At 72.1% G+C, this 20,394-nt stretch carries 7 protein-coding genes and 1 pseudogene; 5 read left to right on the forward strand and 3 right to left on the reverse strand.

The window, feature by feature from the left end; all coding sequences use genetic code 11:
• Positions 1 to 97: 97 nt before the first annotated feature.
• The gene (locus AC3ET4_RS18740; RefSeq protein WP_431950769.1) at positions 98 to 526 is read left to right on the forward strand and encodes a hypothetical protein; all 429 of its coding nucleotides are present in this window, start codon (positions 98 to 100) and stop codon (positions 524 to 526) included.
• Between the two features lie 131 nt (positions 527 to 657).
• Positions 658 to 1,710 (forward strand): sulfite oxidase, encoded by a 1,053-nt coding sequence (locus tag AC3ET4_RS18745; RefSeq protein WP_431950801.1) that lies wholly within the window; start codon positions 658 to 660, stop codon positions 1,708 to 1,710.
• Positions 1,711 to 1,959: 249 nt separating this feature from the next.
• Here the strand turns inward: AC3ET4_RS18745 and AC3ET4_RS18750 are convergent.
• Positions 1,960 to 2,700 (reverse strand): annotated as a pseudogene (locus AC3ET4_RS18750) (GNAT family N-acetyltransferase); the annotation flags it as partial.
• Positions 2,701 to 2,905: 205 nt separating this feature from the next.
• Between AC3ET4_RS18750 and AC3ET4_RS18755 the strand changes: the two are divergent.
• The gene (locus AC3ET4_RS18755) at positions 2,906 to 4,678 is read left to right on the forward strand and encodes an MOSC domain-containing protein (RefSeq protein ID WP_431950771.1); all 1,773 of its coding nucleotides are present in this window, start codon (positions 2,906 to 2,908) and stop codon (positions 4,676 to 4,678) included.
• Between the two features lie 19 nt (positions 4,679 to 4,697).
• Here the strand turns inward: AC3ET4_RS18755 and AC3ET4_RS18760 are convergent, their stop codons facing one another.
• Together AC3ET4_RS18760 and AC3ET4_RS18765 are read right to left on the reverse strand one after the other, a co-directional pair.
• Entirely contained in the window at positions 4,698 to 7,229 is a 2,532-nt protein-coding gene (locus AC3ET4_RS18760) for a right-handed parallel beta-helix repeat-containing protein (protein ID WP_431950773.1), read from the reverse strand.
• Positions 7,230 to 7,241: 12 nt separating this feature from the next.
• Positions 7,242 to 18,908 (reverse strand): hypothetical protein, encoded by an 11,667-nt coding sequence (locus AC3ET4_RS18765; protein ID WP_431950775.1) that lies wholly within the window; start codon positions 18,906 to 18,908, stop codon positions 7,242 to 7,244.
• Positions 18,909 to 19,090: 182 nt separating this feature from the next.
• Here AC3ET4_RS18765 and AC3ET4_RS18770 point away from each other — a divergent pair, with 182 nt between their 5' ends.
• Both AC3ET4_RS18770 and AC3ET4_RS18775 read left to right on the forward strand, forming a co-directional pair.
• Complete coding sequence (locus tag AC3ET4_RS18770; RefSeq protein ID WP_431950777.1) at positions 19,091 to 19,963, forward strand: hypothetical protein; 873 nt, start codon at positions 19,091 to 19,093, stop codon at positions 19,961 to 19,963.
• Between the two features lie 48 nt (positions 19,964 to 20,011).
• Positions 20,012 to 20,311, forward strand: coding sequence for a WXG100 family type VII secretion target (locus tag AC3ET4_RS18775; protein WP_431950779.1), 300 nt, complete (start codon positions 20,012 to 20,014; stop codon positions 20,309 to 20,311).
• Positions 20,312 to 20,394: the final 83 nt, after the last annotated feature.

Genomic DNA, 20,394 nt, shown 5'->3' on the forward strand with positions numbered 1-20,394 from the left:
CTCGCCGTACGGGACGGTCGAACTGAGCCCTCGGCACTCGGAGATCGTCTTCCTGCTGGCCCGGCATCCGCGGGGGCTGGGCGCCGACGCGCTCACCGTGCGGCTGCACGAGCACGAGTCGGCGCGGGTCACCCTGCGGGCCGAGATGTCGCGGCTGCGCCGACTGCTCGGCCCGCAGGTGCTGGGCTCACGCCCGTACCGGCTGCTGCTGCCGGCCACCACGGACGCGGACGAGGTCCGCGCGCTCCTCGCGCGCGGGGCCCACCGCCGGGCCCTGGCCCGCTACCCGGGGGCGCTGCTGCCCGGCTCGGACGCCCCGGCCATCGTCGATGCGCGCGAGGAGCTCCACTGGGCGCTGCGCCGCGCCCTGCGCGACCGCGGCGACGCCAGGCTGCTGCTCGACTGGCTGGACCGGCCCGGCAATCACCACGACGTCGACCTTCTGCAGGCGGCGCTGCGCGCGCTGCCCCCCGAGTCGCCCCGGCGTCCCGTGCTGCGGGCGCTGCTCGACCGGGCCCGGCTGTGATCTGGCGGGGACTGCCGTGACCTGGCGGGAACTGCCGGGCCCTGCCGGGGCACACTGGTGGGGTGGATGATCCGAGCATCGCGCATGTGAGCGCCGCGTCCCGGCTGGCCGACCCGGCCGAGGGCATCGGCATGGACGAACTGGGCCTGGCGGCCCGCAACCACGCGCTGCCCCTGGAGGCCCTGCGCTACGACGTCACACCCCCCGGCCTGCACTACGTGCTGGTCCACTTCGACATCCCGCCCGCCGACGCACAGACGTGGCGGCTCACCATCGGCGGCAAGGTCCGCACCCCGCTGGAACTGTCCGTGGACGACCTGCGCCGGTACCCGGCCGTCACCCATCGGGTCACCATGGAGTGCGCCGGCAACGGACGCGTGGGGCTGACTCCGCGCCCGGTCAGCCAGCCCTGGCTGACCGAGGCGGTGGGCACGGCCGACTGGACGGGCGTGCCGCTGCGCACCCTGCTGCGGGAGGCAGGCGTCGAGCCGGACGCCGTCGAGGCGGTCTTCACCGGCGCCGACCACGGCGTGGAGCGCGGGGTCGAGCAGGACTACCAGCGCTCGCTCACCGTCGCCGCCGCGACCGCCGAGGACCCCGAGGTGCTGGTCGCGTACGCCATGAACGGCGCGCCCCTCCCGCCCCAGCACGGTCACCCCGTCCGCCTGGTGGTTCCCGGCTGGTACGGCATGGCGCACGTGAAGTGGCTGCGCGACATCAGGCTCACCGATACGCCGTTCACCGGTTTCCAGCAGTCCGAGGCGTACCGCCTGCGGCAGGAGCCCGACGAACCCGGCGAGCCGGTGACCCGCATCGCACCGCGCGCGCTCATGGTGCCGCCCGGCTTCCCCGACTTCATGACGCGCACGCGCGTCGTCCGGCCGGGCCCGCAGCTCCTGGAGGGCCGGGCGTGGTCGGGCCGCGCGCCGATCGTCGGCGTCGAGACGAGCGCGGACGGCGGCCGCACCTGGCATGCCGCCGAACTCGGCGACCAGGACCACCGCTGGGCCTGGCGGCGCTGGCACTCCACGTGGGAGGCGACGCCGGGCCGGCACGTGCTCAGCGTCCGCGCCACCGACGCGGAGGGCCACACCCAGCCGCTGGAACAGCTCTGGAACCGCGGCGGCTTCGCCAACAACCTCGTCCAGCGGGTCCCGGTGGTGTGCCTGGCGGCCGGCGCCTGAGGGCCGCTCGGCGCGAGCCGGCCGGGCGGCGGGCCGCGTACCGCCACATGCCCGGGGCGGGCAGGTGCCCGGCCCGTCCCCGCGAGGCTGTTCCCTTGGCCCAGCCGCCGTGGGCCGGCGGCGGGGCAAGACGGTCTTCGGACGCGGCGCTCGTGGGCCGCAGGCGGCCCCGGAGCCGGCCACCACGGGTCGGCGGCTCGGTCGCGGGCACCCTGAGGAGGCCGCCCGGGCGGCCGACGCTTTCTGGGATCGCGCCTGCGGCGCGCGAACCAGCAGGAACAGCGGTCGGCGGCCTGGGGAGAAGCCCATCGACTCGTACAGCCGCAGCGCGTTGGTGTTGCTCGCGGCAGCGTGCAGCATCGGGGTGTCCCCGCGCTCCTGGATACCTGCGGCGACGGCGCTCACCAGGCGGGTCGCCAGGCCCCGGCCGCGATGGCCTGGGTCGGTGCAGACGGCGCTGATCTCCGTCCAGCCGGGCGGCCGCAGGCGCTCCCCGGCCATCGCGATCAGACGCCCGTTCTCCCGGATGCCGAGGTAGGTGCCGAGTTCGAGGGTCCGCGGCAGGAAGGGGCCGGGACGGGTCCGGGCGACCAGGTCCATGACGTCGTCGGCGTCGCCGGGGATGAGCCGCACGGCCTCCTGGGCGTGCTCGGCGCGGAGTGCGGTGCCGACCATCTGCACGCCCTCGCCGCCCTCCACGACCTCCCAGTGATCGGGGACCACTGGTGAGCCGGTGACCAGGGCGGCGCCGCCGGGCCCGAGCAGCCCGGCGAGGTCGTCCCAGGCTGCTGGGTCGGCCGGGTCGCCGAGACCCGCGAAGACGGAGACGTCCGCGCGGTACCGGGCGGCGCGCCCGCGGACCTCGGCGAAGCGGGCGTGCGGACCGGTGAGTGCGGCCCACACGGGGTTGTGCGGGGCGGAGGCGGCGCCGGTCGTGGCGTGCTCGCCCCCGGGCTCGGCGGGGTGGGCGTGGTCGACGGTGGTGGACATAGTGGTGCGGTTCTCCGTCCATCGAGGTTCCGGTCCGTCTGGCTCCGGCGTTCTCGGGTCGGTCAACACCGCCGCGCCCTTGCGCCATCCCCCGCCGTGGCCGCCGGGCGCCCGGCCGGGCGGGGCACCGGCCGGGTTGCGCGGCGCGCGCCGCGTAATAGCGTGGCCGGGAGGTGGGGGCTCGCGCTACGAGGGAGATGGCGCAATGGCCACACTGCTCGCCGTCAGCGTCGGTATGCCGAAGAACGTTCCGTGGCAGGGCCGGACGACGTTCACAGGCGTGTGGAAGGAGCCGGTCTCGGGCCCGCGCATGGTCCGGCGGCTCAACGTCGACGGCGACGGGCAGGGGGACCTCGGCGGGCACGGCGGCGAGCAGCGGGCCGTGCTGGTGTACCAGCTGGACTCGTACCGCCACTGGCAGACGGAGCTCGGCAGGGACGACTTCACCTTCGGCCAGTTCGGCGAGAACTTCACCGTGGACGGGCTACCCGACGACGAGGTGTGCATCGGGGACCGGTACCGCATCGGCGGGGCGGTCTTCGAGGTCACGCAGCCGCGGGTGACCTGCTATCGGGTCGGGATGCGCATGGCGGAGCCCCGGATGGCCGCGCTGCTGGTGGCCCACCGGCGCCCGGGCTTCTACTTCCGGGTGCTGGAGGAGGGCGAGGTCACCGCGGGCGACGAGATCGTCAAGATCGGGACCGGGCCGGAGGCGATGACCGTCGCCGACATCGACGCGCTGCTCTACCTGCCGGGGCATCCCCGGGACCAGGTCGAGCGTGCCCTGCGCATCCCCGCGCTCAGTCCGGGGTGGCAGGCGTCGATGCGGGCGCTGCTCGACACCCCGGCGGAGGACGGCGACGGCGCCGCGGGCAACCCGGGGCTGACGGGGGCGGCGGCCCCTCCCCCGGCTTGGCCGGGCTTCCGCGCGCTGCGGGTGGCCGGGGTCCGGGAGGAAAGCAGCAGCATCTTCTCGCTGACCCTGGCCGCGCAGGACGGCGGCCCCCTGCCGGCCGGGATGCCGGGCCAGTTCCTCACCGTCCGGATGCGGCCGGACCCCGAGGGGCCGCCGCTGATCCGCACCTACTCCCTGTCGGGGCGGCCCGGCGCGGCGGAGTACCGGATCAGCGTCAAGCTGGAGCCGCACGGCGCCGGCAGCGGCTACCTGCGGCGGCACGTGCGGGAGGGCGATCTCCTGGACGTCGCCGCGCCGCGCGGCACCTTCGTCCTCGGGGAGGGCGACACGCCTGTGGTCCTCCTGTCCGCGGGAGTGGGCGCCACGCCGGTGATGGCGATGCTGTACGCGCTGGCCGACGGCTCCGCCCGGCGCGAGGTGTGGTGGCTGCACGTGGCGCGCGACGGCGAGAACCATCCGTTCGCCGCGGAGTCCCGGGCGCTGGTGGGGCGGCTGGCGGGCGCACACGCCTACATCGCGTACAGCAGGCCGCAGGAGGGCGACCGCGTGGGCGCCGACTACACCGGGGCGGGCCGGCTCGACGCGGAGCGGATCGCCGCGCTGGCGCTGCCGCCGGACGCGGACGCCTACGTCTGCGGGCCGCAGGGCTTCATGGACGACATGGTCAAGGCGCTGACCGCGGGAGGCCTGACCGGGGACCACATCCACAGGGAGACCTTCGGCGCGCTGTCCTCGATCAACCCCGGCGTGGTCGGTGCGACGGCACGCGCCCCGCACCCGCCCGCGGCCGCGCCCGGCGAGCCGACCGGGCCGTCGGTGTCCTTCGCCCGCAGCGGCCTCAGCGTGCCGTGGCACCCGGCGTACGGCACGCTGCTCGGACTCGCCGAGGCCTGCGACGTGCCGACCCGCTGGTCGTGCCGCACCGGGGTCTGCCACACCTGCGAGACCCCGGTCCTGGCCGGTGGCGTGGCGTACGCCCCCGAGCCCGTCGACGAACCCGCCGCCGGCAGCGCCCTCGTCTGCTGCTCAAGGCCGCGCGAGGACGTGGTGCTCGACCTGTAGGGGGTGCCGGAGCGGGCGGTCAGCCGTGGGCGGCGGGTTGCGGGAGGTCCTGGGCCTCCAGGGCCATGAGCTCGTCCGCGGTGGGGTCGTCCAGTTCGGCGACGCGCTGTGCCTGCCGTTCCGTCATCTCCTGGAACATCTGGCGGGCGGACCGGCCGTTGCCGAAGCCCTCGCCGCGCGGGAGGAGCTCGAAGAGCCGGGTGAGTTCGGCGCGGGCGGTGGAGGTGAGTTCGTACCGGTGCTCCGCGGCCTGGTACTCGACGATCGAGACCAGTTCGTCCGCCCCGTAGTCCTCGAACAACAGCGTGCGGCCGAAGCGGGAGGACAGGCCCACGTTGGAGCCGACGAAGCGGTCCATGTCGCCGGGGTAGCCGGCGGCGATCACGACGACGTCGTCGCGGTGGTCCTCCATCAGCTTGACCAGGGTTCCGATGGCCTCCGTGCCGAAGTCGTTGCCGGCGCCGACCGGGGCCAGGGTGTAGGCCTCGTCGATGAAGAGCACGCCGCCCAGGGCCCGGTTGAACGCGGCGGTGGTCTTGGGGCCGGTGTGGCCGACGTACTCGCCGACCAGGGCCGTGCGGTCGACCTCCACCAGATGGCCCTTGCGCAGCAGTCCGAGGGCCTTCAGGAGCCTGCCGTAGAGGCGGGCCACGGTGGTCTTGCCGGTGCCGGGGTTCCCCGCGAAGATCAGGTGCCGGCTGAGCGGCGGGGCCGGGAGTCCGGCCTCCTCTCGGCGGCGGACGGTCTGCATCAGTTTCACCAGCGAGCCGACGTCGTGCTTGACCCGGTCGAGGCCGACGAGGGCGTTCAGCTCGCCGAGCAGGTCCTCCAGGCTCTCCTCGGGCTCGTCCTGGTCGTCGTCGGCGGCCGCGGGGCGCGTTCCGTCCGGTGGTGCGGTGGGCCCGCCCGGGGTGGCGGGTGCCGCCGGGGCGGCCGAGGGCCCGCCGAAGGTCAGCGGGGCGCCGTCGGCGGTGCAGTCGTGGAGTTCGGGGGCGGCGCCCTCGTCCGTTCCGAGCGTGTTCGCGCAATCGCGGATCCGGCAGTGCCGGAAGACCGGGTCCGCCCCCGTGCCGACATGGAGCGCGGGGAAGCCGGAGCCGGACACCTCGAGCGAGGTGAAGGTGCCGGCGGCGCCCTCGGCGAGGAAGACGCCGTTCTTGGCGGGCCGGTCGATGCGCAGGTCCACGACGGTGGAGCGGGCCCCGGTCCACACGACGACGCCGGAGCCGGCGCAGTCCTCGACCAAGCCGCCGTTGAGGGTGGCTTCGGCGCCCTTGTCGACGACGATTCCGGCGGCCCCGGCTCCGGTGACCCGCAGACCGGTCAGGACCGCGGTGCCGCCGGTCGCGACCTGCACCCCGGTCTCCTTGGTGGCGGTGACCGTGGTGTGCTCGACCCGGCTCGCGGCGGTGGAGGCGACGTCGATGCCCTTGGCCACCTCGTCGATGCGGCAGCCGGTGACCGTCGCCACGGCCTGCTCGGCCACCGCGACACCGGTCATGGCGACGTTCCTGATCCCGCAGTCCGCGAGTTCCAGGCGGGCCTCGCCCGCCGCGTGGACGCCGTGCTCGGCGCCGTCTCGCACGAGGCAGTCGGTCAGCCGCCCGGTGGCGGTGCCGGACAGGTGGACAGCGCTGAAGGCGCTGCGATCGATGCGGCAGTCCGCGAGCCGCGCCTGAGCGGCACCCGTGACGAGCAGCCCGTTCGCCCCGGCATCGGCGACGGCGCAGCCGCTGGCCTTGAGCACCCCGTTGTCCTGGACCACGACCCCGCTGGCCGACGCCCCGCGGATCCGGCAGTCGGAGAGCTCGGCGCGCGCCGTGCCGGTGACGTGCACACCGGCCGCTCCCGGAGACTCGATCCGCAGCTCGCCGGCCGTGGCCTCGGCGGCCTCCTCCAGCAGCAGGCCGGCCCGGCCGGTGCCGGTCAGCGTGGAGTCGGCGAGCCGCAGGCGGGCGCTGCCGCGCAGCCGTACGCCCGAGCCCGTCGTTCGGTCCAGCCGCAGGCGGGCCGCGTCCAGCCGGGCCGTGCCCGAGAGCACGACCCCCGTGCCGTCCACGCCGGTGACGCTGATGTCCTCGGCCCGGGCGCGCACCGCCCCGGCCAGGTGCAGGCCGGCCAGCCGGGCGCGCTCCAGGCGGCAGCGCCGCAGGATCAGGGCGGTCGTGCCGCTCTCGTCGTCCTCCGGGCCGCGGGCCTGGACGCGCCCGCCCTCGACGGCGCAGTCCTCCATCACCAGTCCGGCGCCGGGCGAGACGGCGATCGCGGCGGCCGCATCGTCGGCGCCCCACACCGTGACGCCGTGCAGGGCGCAGTCCGTGCCGTCGACGGTCAGGGCGGGGAGGTGCCCCGGCGGCGCGGCCAGCACCACACTCCCCCGGCCGTGCTCGGCCGTGAGCACGACGGCGCGGTCCAGCACCACGGCCTCGGTCCAGGTGCCAGGGGCGATCACCACGACATCGCCGGGTGCGGCGGCGCGCACCGCGTCGGCGATCCGGTGGAAGGCCCCCCGGCCGCCTTGTCCTTTCGGGGCCACGGTGTGACGGGTCATGTTCCGGATCCTCTACTGCTGCTGGGTGCCGGCCGGCGGTACCTGGTACCACGACGGGTTCATGCCGGCACGGAAGTTGCTGGTCAGATAAAGCGTCTGGATCGACTTCTCGAAGATCTTGAACGGCAGCTGGACCCAGAAGTCCGCGAAGCCCTGCCGGTGGAAGAGCCGGCTTCCGCCGCCCATGACCACCAGGTTCTTCACCAGCGCCGTGGAGACCGACGTCGTGAGGGCCGCCGTGGCGTTGATGCCGCCGTCCAGGAAGGCGTCCGCGCCGCTGAGCTTGACGGTGTTCCCGTTGGCGTCGCTGACGCCCCACACGGCGGCGTTCATGGCGCCGTTGACCCACCCGGAGAGCACACTGGTGCCCGCGCAGAAGGTGAAGTCGTAGATGCCGCCCCGCCAGCGGGTGGGGGTCTCGTTCCCGCCCCACTCGTTCGACCAGGTCTTCTCGTGGTTGAACGGCCTGCGCTGCGGGTGCTTGCCGCTGTCGACGTTGGCCAGGGTCGTCTTGAGGTTGCCGAGCTCCCGCAACCCGGGCGCCCGGTTCTCGTGCACCGCGATGCCGACACCGGTCTTGACGCCCGAGGACACGGCGGCGTTGGCGAACGCCTTCAGTACGTCGGCCCCGTTGAACTGCTTGTTCTGGGCCGCGTCGACGATGGCGTTCACCGCCAGGTTGGCGGCGAACTCCAGGACGAACTCCTGGCCGAACTCCACCAGCGCCTTGCCCCCCACCACCTGCCAGTACGGCCGGTAGCGGGCCTCGCGGAGCGCTTCGAGGCCGTCGGGGAGCACCGTGCCCGACCACGGCATGCGCTGGGCCTCGCGGACCCGGCGCCCCCAGCCGCGGATCTCGCTCAGCGGCCCGCGGTAGTCGTACTCGTTGCCGACCAGCCTCATCTGACCGAGGGGGTTGCGCTCCCAGACCAGGCCGCTGTCGGTGCGCTGGGCGAGGAGCCTGCCCCTGGCGTCGTAGCGGTTCCACTGACCGCGCCAGGCGTCGGTCTCCAGGTAGGTGACGGTGCCGTCGGCGGCCTTCTCGGCCCTGCGCTCCCGGACCACGGAGCCGTGGTCGAACTCCTTCCAGACCGAGTGCGGGGTCGCGGCCGCGGTGTCGTACTCGCGCACCCGCAGCGGGCCGCCGTGCCCGGCGGGCACCTCGCGGAGCCGGACGGTGGCACCCGTACCCCCGGGCAGCGGCCGCTGTTCGTCACGGAAGCGCTGGGCCCCGTGCGACCACTGATCCTGCCACGCCGTGCCGTTCCACCAGCTGCGGACCTGCGGCTCAGGGTCGACCGGCCCTCCGTCCTTGCCGAACTTCCGCGCCAGCCAGCGGCCGTTGTCGTCGCGCCACGCGTCCACATAGGCGCCGTTGTCGAGCATGCGGCGCTCGCGGACGAGATTGCCCTGCGCGTCGAAGTCCCGGAAGGAGTCGTCCCACGACAGCTTCCAGTCGTTGGAGCCGCGGAAGAACTTCCTGGTGCCGGACGGACCGAGGGCGCTGCCCTTGGCGTCCTGCTCCCGCCACGTCCACTTCGCGGAGCCCGGTTTCCCCGTGCCCTCGATGAAGCTGTCCCCGAGGCCGTTGGGATTGGCCTGACGCAATCCCGTCACGTTGCCGTGCGCGTCACGGGTGACCCAAGCCCCGAGACCGGTCGGCGTTCCCACCAGCGGGGGGTCCCTGTACTCGAGCACCTGCCCACCGGGCAGCCCTTCGCGGGCGACACGAATCTGCCCGTCCGCGCCCCGGAAGACGTCCTGCCAATGCATCCCGTCCCTCGCCGGATCCTTGGGCACCCGGTAGCCGGTCAGCTTTCCCGCCTCCCACGGCTGGTGACCCGCGGCCGCGGGGGCGTACGCGGGACGCTTCGCGTGGTCGCCGACCTTGAGCGTCGTGCCGTCGTGCAGCTTGGTGGTCAGGCGCGCGAAGTCGCCCTTCGCCGTCAGGTCGAGGGTGCCGCCGTCGAAGCCGACGTACCGCACACCCCAGCTCCCCTCACCGGTTCCGATCGACCCCTTCTTCCAGGTGAACAGTTGGTAGGCGTTGTCGCCGAGCACATGGGCGTAGGCGTTGTCCGCGTCCCGTGCACCCGGCAGCCAGGCCTTGCGGACCCAGACCGGCGGGCGCTGCTCACTCCACCGCTCGGTGACCAGGAGTGCGCCGTCCACCCGCTCGGCCTTGCCGACCTTCTTGCCGTGGGGCGACTGGCGCTGCCACGTCCCGTCGGTCTTCCACCCGCCGGGGGTACCGGGGTCCTGAACGAGCGTGTGCTCCTCGTACTGCCCGGCGCGTTCCGGCAGGTGGCCCATGCCCCACTTGCGCTGGGCGACGGTCCGCCCGTCGCCGGCGAGGTAGTCGGTCCAGCCGGAATCGTGCCGGTCCGGGGTCCGCGGTCCCTCGGCGAGCTCCCTGGAGGCGCCGTCGTAGCGGTGCCAGCGCAACTCGCCGTCCGCGTTCGCCAGCGCCAGCGTGTGGCCCGTGCCGTTGCCGTGCTTCTGCAGACCGGCCTGGTACTCGTGGACGACGTTGCCGCGCCCGTCGAGGTCGCGCCAGCCGGTGCCCGCCGTGTCGTACTCGCGGATGCCCGTCCCGGAGAGGACACCGTCCTCGCCCCAGCGCGCCCAGTGGGTACGGGGGTTGGTACGGCCGAAGTCGATGGTGTCGGTACGGCGGAAGGAGTCCAGAAGCCCGCCGCCCGGCAGCGGACGGCGTTCGAAGACCGGCACCGGTGCGCCGGTCGCGCTGAGCAGCACCACCCTGCCGTTCGCAGCGCCCTTCAGATCCGCCGTGCCGTGGTGGAAGACACCCGTTCCGACGCCGTCGCGGCCGGTGCGCTGCCACAGGCCGCTGCTGTGGTCAAGGACGTACTGGTAGGACGTGGAACGGCCCCGGTCCAGGACGTTGAAGCCCTGCTTGACCAGGGAGCCGTCGGCGCCGAGTTCCATGAACTCCCCGTCCCGGGGCCCGCCCGTGCCGACGTACGTCATCCGCAGCCCGTGGTCGGTGGCGGTGACCTCCTGGTCGCCGACGTGGACGATGCGCGTACCGCTCGCGTCCTCCAGCCAGGCGGCGCCCTGCGGCGGGGTGACCAGGTGCAGGCCGTCCGGCACGCCCGGCAACTCCGGGAGCGGCCGGCCGGTGGCAACGAGGTTGCCGTGCTCGTCGTACCGGGTGAAGGTCCCACCGGCCCCGTCGACCTGGCGCAGGCCCGGCTCCGTCACTTCGGAGAAGTACTCGCCGACCGAGTGGAACGTCGCCGCCTCGGAGACCGAATCCGTATCCAGCGCCGAGTGGAACGTCCCCACCTCGGAGACCGCATCCGAGTCCAGCGCCGAGTGGAACGTCCCCGTAGTGGAACCGGCGTCATCCAGCTGCGACACCGGTGGCACGGGCGGCACGTGTGCGGTCAGGACGTCCTCCGCGGCGTTCAGGCGCACCTCGGCCGCCGACGCCTCGCGCAGCCGTATCTCCGCAGCGCGGACCTGCTCGCGGGCCGCGTCCAGCGCGGTCCTGCTCGAGGATCCCGTACCCAGCAGGTCGAGCGCCTCAAGCTCGTGAAGACGCTGGTTCGCCTGCGCCAGGTTCCGTACGGCTTCCTGTACGGCCTCGGCGGCGTCCGTCTCTGTCAGCGCGTCGGCATCGGCCCGCGTCTGGTTCCCGGTCGGCGAGGAGGGTGAGACCGCGTCGTCCGCGGCCGAGGTGACATGGGGCGTGGGCACGTGATCGTGGTTACGGACCTGCGCGTGAATCAATTCCAGATAACGGGACCGCAACCCACCCTGCGACAAACCATCCGGAGCCGCATTGTGGTAATTGCCCATCAGCGAACCGTCGACCTCAGGACGATGCCCCGCCGTCGTGTCGCGGTACTCGTCCCGCAGACCCAACTGATGACCCAACTCGTGCGCCAAATCCTGCTCGGTCGCATCAACCCGCCACTGGTGCTGGTTCATCACGCCATCCGAACCACCCACCCGCACACTCAGATGAGCATCAGAAGCGCCACCACTGACGCGCTCCAACGTCACATGCAGCACACTCCCGTCCGGCAACACCTCACCAGGACGGTTGAAGACCCTCTCCACACCCCCCAGCGCACGCTCCCACAACCCATCCAACTCAGCCGGCGAAAGCCCCCCACCCTCCAAACGCACCCGCACCGTCAGATCAGTGACAGAACGATCACCCACCGAGAATGTACGCACATCAAAACCACTACGCACCTCATACCGCGGCGCATGCGCACCACCACCCCGCGGCATCGACACCGGATCCACCCACGACTGCTGCACCGACCTCGGAACCGCCGCACCACGCGCCGCATCCCACCCCGGAACCAGCCTCAGATCCACCCGCCCCGCACCCGCACCCGCGAGCACGTCATCCAGCACACCACCCACACCATGCACCGGCGGCACCGCCCGCGCCGACACACCACCCCCCTCACCCCGAACCGGGAACGACCTGTCCCCCTCGAAGCGAACCCGCACATCCTCCGCACCCGAACCATGAACCACCGCGCGCTTCACGTCATCCTGGAACCGGTAAACCGTGTCCACCAACTCACCCGGCGGAAAACGCCTCTCCAAAGCCTCGATGAGCTTCTGCTCCGAAACACCCAACTCCCGCGCGAGGTTCCCGAACTGGTCCGGCCTGGTCTTCCAACCCGAATCCGCGTTACTCGGCCCCACATGAATCGAATTGTCCGCGGTCAAACTGGACGGGCCATACCTGTCGATCAAATCCTGAGACGCCTTCGACCGCGCCGTCAGATGGAAATCGCTTCCCTTGATCGTGATCGACGAGTGACCCCCCACACGCGTCTCATGGCTCGAGGTCAGGACCACATTCAGATGGACAGCCACCTTCGCTTCCGTCCCACCATCCTTGACCGTGACCACGATCGGCCGCGAGATGAGGTTGTTACCCCCGTTATTGCGGGGCTTCGCCCCGAACTCGAAACCACCAAGCGTGCGACGCAGATCCCCGGACCTGCCGCCACCCTTCCCGACGATCACGTCAAGAATTCCGTCCCCGGTCAGCTTCGCGACGGGGACCGACGAAACCGACCGCCCCGACGGCGCGGACGGGGAGACGAACGAGGCGTCACCGGACTGTTCGACTCGCGCGGCTGTGCCTCCGAAGAGGTCGTCTCTCGGCACGCCGTGCTCGTCGAGGAGCGAGGCGGTGAAGTGGAGGTCGCCGTAGCTCTCGTGGATCCCGTCGACCACGGCGCCGGACGTGCCGCCGGCCGCCGGCGGTGCGTCGGGGCCGCCGCCCGGGTGGCCGCTGCTCGGGACGGGCCCGCGTCCGGACGAGGGCGCGATGTCACCCGCACCGCCCGAGTGGGCGCCGCCTGATCCGCCGGCGGAGGGGGGCGCCGGGTGCACGCCGGGGGCAGGAGCCACGCCCAGTCGCGCGTCGTGCACCTCGACCGTGAAGGACAGCCCCCTGGCCTGGGCGAACTGCTCCAGCTGCAGCTTCTGCGCCTGTAGCGCCGCCGGGTTGAAGCCGTCGTTCACGAGGACGACGCGGTCGAGGTCGTCCCACTTCACACCGCCGTGGATCTGGGCCTCGAAGTACCTGGCGAGCCTGCGCTCCAGCGTCCCGGCGTCCCGGAAACCACGGAACGCGCTGTCGTACTGGAAATCGGTCGCCTCGGCGAAGGCCAACCGCACCAGCGGCTCATGGCCGTGGTTGAGCAGCGGCAGCATGTTGCCACTGCCGGTGACGCTCCGGGCGCCCTGAAGGCCGTCGCTGAAGCTATCCGCCGGCGTGAACGTGGCGCGCTGCATCACGTCGCTCTTCAGGTGGAAGACCGCCTGCCCGTACATCTTCACACCGCTCGGGCGGTACTTCGATGTGAGGGCCGCATAGTTCGGCAGGTCCACGAGGTCGCCGGCGGTCGGCGCGAAGCGCGCCCCAGCCGGGCCCGGGTAGATCCCGGACGCCTCCGTCGTGCGCTTGACGGACGCCGGCAGACCGAGTGTCTCCTCCACGTTGCCGCGCGTGACGAAGTAGCCCGCGCCGGCCGTATTGGTCTCCCAGGCGTTGCGGAGCAACTGCTGGTTCCCGGTCATCGCGTCCAGCAGCGTCCCCCCACCCGGCAGCGTGTCGCCGATCTTGAGGTTCACCGTGAGGGAGAGGTCTTCCTGCAGGTGCTTGTGGACCTTCGCGATCAGCTCGTGGGCCTGTGCGCCCTCGATCGGGTAGGCCTCCGCCCACTTCCAGTCGCCGCTGCGCAGCTTGCCGGCCAGAAGGTCCGTGTCCGCGGAGAGCGTGCGCAGTGCCCGCCGCTCGGCCATCACGATCGCAGCGAGTTGGGGCATGCGCAGGTTCCGCAGTTCCGTGCGTCCCTCGAGAGCACGGAACAGGTCCACGTTCTCCTGGAACGACTTCTGCTGCTGCACCAGCACCGTCTTCAGCGCGTCGTCGTCCCCGGCGCCGGCCAGTCCCTTGGACAGCACGTCCTGGTAGGCCTTGAGGTCGCCCTCGTAAGCCTCCTTGCCGTTGCCCTTGGGCCATCCGTGGGCCGACTGCGGCTCGCTCAGCCAGTGGGCCACTGTCAGGTCCTGCCCGCTGGGCACCAGGGCGTGGCTGAGGCCCCCGCCCTCGAGCGGGGTGACGACGTGGGTCGCCGACGGGACGTGGTCCACACTCTGCACGATCCCCTGGGGAGCCGGCGGAAGATCGTCGGCGCGGCCACCGAGGTGGAGCAGCGAACGCAGCCCCTGGGGCAGCCGCGGCGCACCGCCGCCGAGACCGTGGCCGTCGAAGGCCTGCACCTCGGGGAGCGGCGCACCGCCGGTCAACTCCGTCCAGTGGGCCTCCGCCCGTGCCAGCGCGGCGTCGGCCTGCCTGACCTGCTCCCACGACTCGAGGTATCGGACGCCGTCCACCTCGGCCGAGGTGCCGACGCCGTTCGCGTAGCGCGTCTGCAGGTCGTCGCGGAGTCTCCGGGCTTCGAGCACTTCCCGGCGGGCGTCGCTGATGGCCGCCGCAGCGTCGATCTCCGCCAGGTCGTCTCCGAAGCCGCCCCGCACACCATCGAGGTCCCGCCCGGCCCCGGTGGAGACCGAGGTGTCGACCGGCGCCTTGCCCTTGCCCTTGTCCACCTTCGGAACAGGGGACTCCTCAGCGGTCCCCGAGACATGGACATCGGACCCGTCGGCCCCTGTCACGCGGACCTCCGGCCCACCGGTGCCCGTAACGTGCACATCGGCCTTGTCGGCCCTCGCCACGTGGACCTCCGGCCCACCGGCACCCGCCATGTGGACATCGGCCCCGCCGACCCCGGGATGCGCGGGCGTCGGGGGGAAGGACGGCACATCGTCCAGCGCCCGGAACACACCCATCTCGAAGAGCATGTCGTCGATGCTGTTGAGCAACTGCTCCATCTCCAGACGCGCCGGCGACAGCGGCACGTCCGGGAACGAGTGCCCCACGGCCGACCAACCGGGAGTGCGCCCTGCCGACCAACCGGGAGTACGCCCCTGATGCGGCACGCCGCCCAGCGGGCTCCTGCCGAACACCGAGGACCCCGGCACGTCCGTGAACGAATCCCCGACCGCCGACCAGTGAAGCTGCAACGGCTCCGGGACCCTGCCCAGCCGCCCCTTGCCTGACAGCGGGGACTCGGGCACATCCGTGAACGAGTGCCCCACCGCCGACTCTCCGGGACGGTGCACCGGGTCCGGCACGCCGCCCAGCGGACCCTTGCCCGTCCCCAGGAGGGTGTCGTCGACGACCGACGCGGGCACCGAGGGCGCCGGCAGGTCGGTCAGCCCAGGGCGGAGCGTGCCGTAGGCCTCGCCGAGTTGACGCGACAGCAGGCGTCCCGCGTCCTCACCCGAGGTGAGGATGGTGTGGGTGACCATCGTCTCGAACTGACCCAGCAGCCCGAGACGTTCCTTTTGCGGGACCGTCGGGAGAACACCGTCGATCAGCGGACGCTGATGGTCGAAGTACACGAAGTGCCGCGCCTGGTCGGTGGCGTCCGCGGCCTCGCCGGGTGCTACCCGCCTCCAGTCGCTCAGCTCGGAGAAGGCGTCCTCGTACCGGATCGTGTCGTCCGCGGTCAGCTTGGCCACCGGTCCCGTGCCGTCCGCCCAGTGCCAGGCGCCGTGGGGGCTCAGCATCGCGTCGGCGAGACGGTAAGGGGCCGCCACCCACAGGTCCGCCACCGACTTGCCGAGCGCGGCGGAGACGAAGCCCTCGGCGAAACGCACGCAGTTGTAGCGGAACAAGTCGTAGACGGCACCGGAGTTCGCCATGGCGTACCGGTAGCCATCGAACAGCTGCTCCGCGGTGATCCGGTAGGTGGACAGCACGCGGACGTGCCCGGAGAGGAGGTAGTCGGAGTCGTTGACGAGGGCACCGGGCCGGCCGAAGAGCTTCCCCTCGTCCCCGGGATAGAAGCCGATCGTGAGCGCCTTCCGCTCACCCGGCAGCATCACGGACACCATGGCGTGGCCCACTTCCCCGTCGGCGAACTCGCGCCACGTGCGGCCGCCGGGGTTCGCCACGAGGGCCACCTCGATGTCCGCCACGGGGTTGTCGATGGCCTGCTCCACATGCCGCCGCAGCGGACGGAACAGGTCGACGAACTGAGCGAAGCCGTCCAGGTCCTCGGTTCCGTGCGCGCCGACGGGGGACCCCGGTATGGAGTCGTCGTCCATGTCAAAACGTGAGGGCAGGGGCGCGTCGAGGGCGTCCGCGCCGACATGCGACGGCACAGGCACATCCAGATCGTCCGCGCCGAGGTGCGCACGCGCCGGTAGGCCGGCGTCGTCCAGGACCAGGTCGTCGAGCCCGTCGAGCAGGCCGCTCTCCGGCCTCGGCGGGACCGGCGGTGCATGGTGCCCGCCCGGTCCTGCCGTGAGCGGCGCGTCGTCGGCGATGTGCGTGTCCCGGACGCCGCCAGGGAGCTTCACGCGCCCCTCACCGGCGAGGTGCACGGCCAACTGGTCGGCCTGCGCGCGAACATCGACCTTGGTGAAGGCGGCGCCGCGGAGGTCCTCCAGCGCCTGTCGGGCGGCGGTGACGGTCTCCACCGTCACGGCGCCGGCCCCCATCTTGCCCAGTTTCAGGTTGACCTCGTGGAGCAGGTCCGCCTCACGCGACAGCACGTGGCCGCCGCCCGACGCCGCGGTCGGGGTGGGTACGGGCTCCTGACGCAGGGGCACCGCGACGTTTCCTTCACCCGTGACGGCCACCTTGTCGTGCGTACCCGGGGTGACGACCAGGTCGTCGGTGCTCTTGGCGGGCGCGCCGGCGAACGCGTGGCCCGCGTCGGCATCCACCGCCTTCCCGCTTCCGGGCGCGCCGGCGAAGGCGGGCTGGTCGACGGGACGGGCGCCGCGGCCGTCGTCGAGGAGGTCGAGCGCGGAACGGGCCGGGTTCCGGGGAGGCGTCCCGTGCACCCCGCCCTTCGGCAGGCCGGTGCCGGGAGCGCCGGGATTGGGGGAACCGTGCACGGCGTCGGTGACCACGGAGCCGGGGCGGCCGCTGCCGGCGGGGCCCACGATGTCGTCGAGGGCCAGGTGGGCCTGGTTGGCGCGGGCCGCGCCGGCGGTGTTGTCGCTGAGGGATGACCCGATGTGCGTGGGCACCGGGTTGTTCGGCGCCACCTTGGAGCCGCCGGTCAGCAGGTCGAACGCCGATCCGCCGGCTCCGGCGCCGCTCTGGTGCCCGGGGACGCCGCTCAGCGGTCCATGGGTGCCGGCCGTTCCGCCCGGGGACGCCAGCAGGTCGTGGACCGCCGCACCGTTCGGCGGGGCCTGGACGCCGGTCAGGGTGGTGTGCGCGGCACCCGCGCCAGGGGTGCCGGGAGCGGTCAGCACGTCATGGATCGCCGTGCTGCCGGGCGTCGGCGCGGGCACCCCGGTCAGAGCGGTGTGCAGCGCCCCGGTTCCGCCGGGCGGTGCTGTCAGCAGGCCGGCCGGGCCCTGGGCCAGCAGGTTGCCCCCGTAGCCCTTGGCGACGAGCGCGGAGACGTCCACGCCCTCGTGTACCGCCGGGGCGCTGGCGGAGCCGGGCACATACAGGCCGGAGGAGTGCGTCGCGAGGCCGTCCGGGGCCGCCGCGCTCACCCCGAGTCCTCCACCCATCTGGCCGGGCGCCGCGTCGAAGGCGTCGATCTTCATCCGGTTCATCTGGGTGCCGGCGATGTCGACCACGTCGTCCATGTGCCGCACCGCGCGGAAACCGGCCATCGAGTTGTCCATCACGGAGCTCGCCCCGTGCACCGCGACCGGGTTGACCGTGCCGACGCGCAGCCCCGCCAGGTCGACGGTGCTGACCGGCTCCACGGAGAAGGAGGACGGGCGGATGGAGGTGCGGGTGTCGGAGAAGTTGCCGAAGCGCACGTTCTCCAGGTCCATCCGCGCCATGTTGATGTTGGCGTGCCCGAGGTCGAGGTGCGAGGTCGCCCCGTGCGGGCCCATCGGCACGGCACTCACGGTGTGCGCGACCGTGCCGCCCACCGGTATGTCCCAGACACCGCGGCCCAAGACGCCGCGGTCCCAGAAGCCCATGCGCAGGGCGCCCTTCAGCCCGAACTCCGCGATGTCGGTGTGCGTCACGGGGAGGAGCAGGCGCGTCCACTTGGCGCCGCCCATCTGGCTGCTCCAGGTCTCCCGGGTGAAGACCTGGAAGTTCCTCCACGCCACGGGGGTCCCGGCCCGTATGGCCGATCCCCAGCCGCGCACCACCACGGGGATGGAGCGGATGCCCTGCACGACGACGAGCCCGCCCTTGACGAACACCGTGCCGCCGAGCGCGGGCACGGTGTGGAAGTTCTGCATGACCCACAGTCCGCCCTGGCGCACCCAGGTCATGCTCATCCGCGCGACGTCCCGCAGGCCGGTCAGGACGGTGGCGAACCGGAACCCGCTGGCGATGTCCTTCAAGGAGATCAGGCTGTTGCGCCCGAACTGGAGGACGGCCTTGAAGCCGTTCTTGAGGAGGCCGCCGATGGCGAAGATCGGCAGCGCCTTGGTGGTGGGGGCGATGATGCCGAGCCCGGCGAGGAACAGGTCGAGGAAGCCGATGTCGCCGTGGGCGAAGTCGATGGCCGCCTTGATGAACAACGTCATGTTGACGCCGAGGGCGAGCAGGGCCACCGGACCGCCGAAGATCAGCGCCGGGACGATGAGGATGATCGCCAGGATCTGGAACATCTCCCAGAAGACCTGGCAGTCCGAGATCGGCAGCCGGATGTCCGAGGCGCTGTGGATCGCGTTCGCGATGGTGCTGCCCACCGCGTCGAGTTCCGCCCCCGCGCTCTCGGCTGTCTGCCGGAGGGCCTCCAGCTGCGGGTCGTCCTTGGCCAGGCCGCGTCCGGCCGACAGAGCGCCGTCCGCCTTCCGCTGGGCCTCCTCGATGTGGTTCGCCCAGCCGCCGAGGTTCTGGGACACCTCCCAGAAGGAGTTCGCCACGTCGTTGATGTGGTTGCGCAGCCGGTCGTCGACCTTGCCCCGGAGCGCGTCCGCGGTCTTTCCGGCGAAGACGCTGCTGTCCGCCGTGTCCATCACCTTGTCGATGGCCTGCGCGATCGCCTTCGCCTGCGAACCGATCTTGACCAGGTCGTCGACCAGCTGACGGATCTGGACCGGGTCTCCGGGGGTCGGGTCCCCGTGGAGACCGAGAACGTTCCAGTCACTCGGGCGAGGCATGTCAGGGATCCCTCCCAGCTCGGAGCGGAGGAGCACGGCGGAGCTCTCCGCGTGGACCACGCGCGGGGGGCGCGCGCGGTTCATGTGACGTGGGTCAAACTCGCGCGCGGCGGTGAACCACCGGGGGGCGTGGTGCGTGGTCGTGCTGACCGGATTCTCCACGGGCCGTACGGAGGTCCCCTGTGCCCGAGATCAAAATCGACTACGACGTCCTCAACGCCGCCAAACGCGACCTGGAGGCTCTGGCGGGCGAGATCGACCCGCTCGTCAGCAAGGGCGTCTTCGGCCGCCTCGGCTCGGGCAGCGGTGAGGCGGAGGCGATCCTCGGCCACGAGGGCATCGCCGGCGCGATGTCGCGCTTCCACTCCAACGCCAGCGGCACCATGAAACGCGCGGACAAGGGCCTCAAGGAGCTGGCCGCCGCCTTCGGCGGGGTGGGCGAGGCCTTCCGCGAGTTCGACTCCGAGCTGGGCGCCGAGATCGGTGTGATGAGCGCCAATCTGCACGTGCAGAACTGGCGGCAGCAGAAGGACCTGTGGGACTACAAGCAGAGTCACCTGAAGGACTGCGAGGGGCCGGGCGAGCTGCCGGACTTCTGCAAGGCCACCAACCCCGGTGACACGCCGCCCGACTTCCACGTCGACACGCCCAACGGCGGTTCGATCGACTCGCACGTGGAGGTCGACAAGGACGGCAACGTCACCAAGGAGGTGACCACCGTCAAGTACGACGGCAACACCTACACCTCCACCACCACGTACAACGGCCCGAGCTACACGACGGACACCACGTATCCCGACGGCAGCACGGCGCACACCGTGGCGAACATCAACAGCGACGGCAGCGGCACCATGACCGTCACCGGCAGCGACGGCAGCCACACCGAGTACACCCGTGGGCCCAAGGGCGCCGACGGCAAGGCGCCGGATTGGCAGTACTCCGACGGCGACAAGCCGGGCGACGGCCCCAAGAACCCGAACCACACCCCGTACGACCCGGACACCCATCCGCAGAACCCGGGTACCCACGGCGGCACCAACCCGAAGATCGCCTGATCGGGGACACCACCCCCAGGCCAGTCAGCAGAACAGAAAGGCGACGCAATGCCTGCGATCCACATCGTTCCCGAAGAGGTCCGGCAGCGGGCCCAGTCTCACGCCAACACCTGCTCCGAGTGGATGACCCGGCTCACGGGCCTGAAGAACGAGGTCGAGAACATGCTCAACGACGAGCTGGTGCTGCCTCAGGCCAGCCCCGCCATCCGCGACGCCTACCAGCAGTTCACCACCAGCCTCACCCAGGCCATCCACGGCCTGGAGAACTTCGGTGAGGCGTTCACCTCGATCGCCAAGGGCGCCGAGGACTTCGACTCCCAGATCGCGGCCAACTTCAACAAGAAGTAGTCCGCAGCGGACGAAGGGGCCGGGCGGGAGTCCTCTCCCGCCCGGCCCCTTCGTCGTGCCCGGTACGCCCGTCGCCCGCACTC

The organism is Actinacidiphila sp. bgisy167, assembly GCF_057707665.1.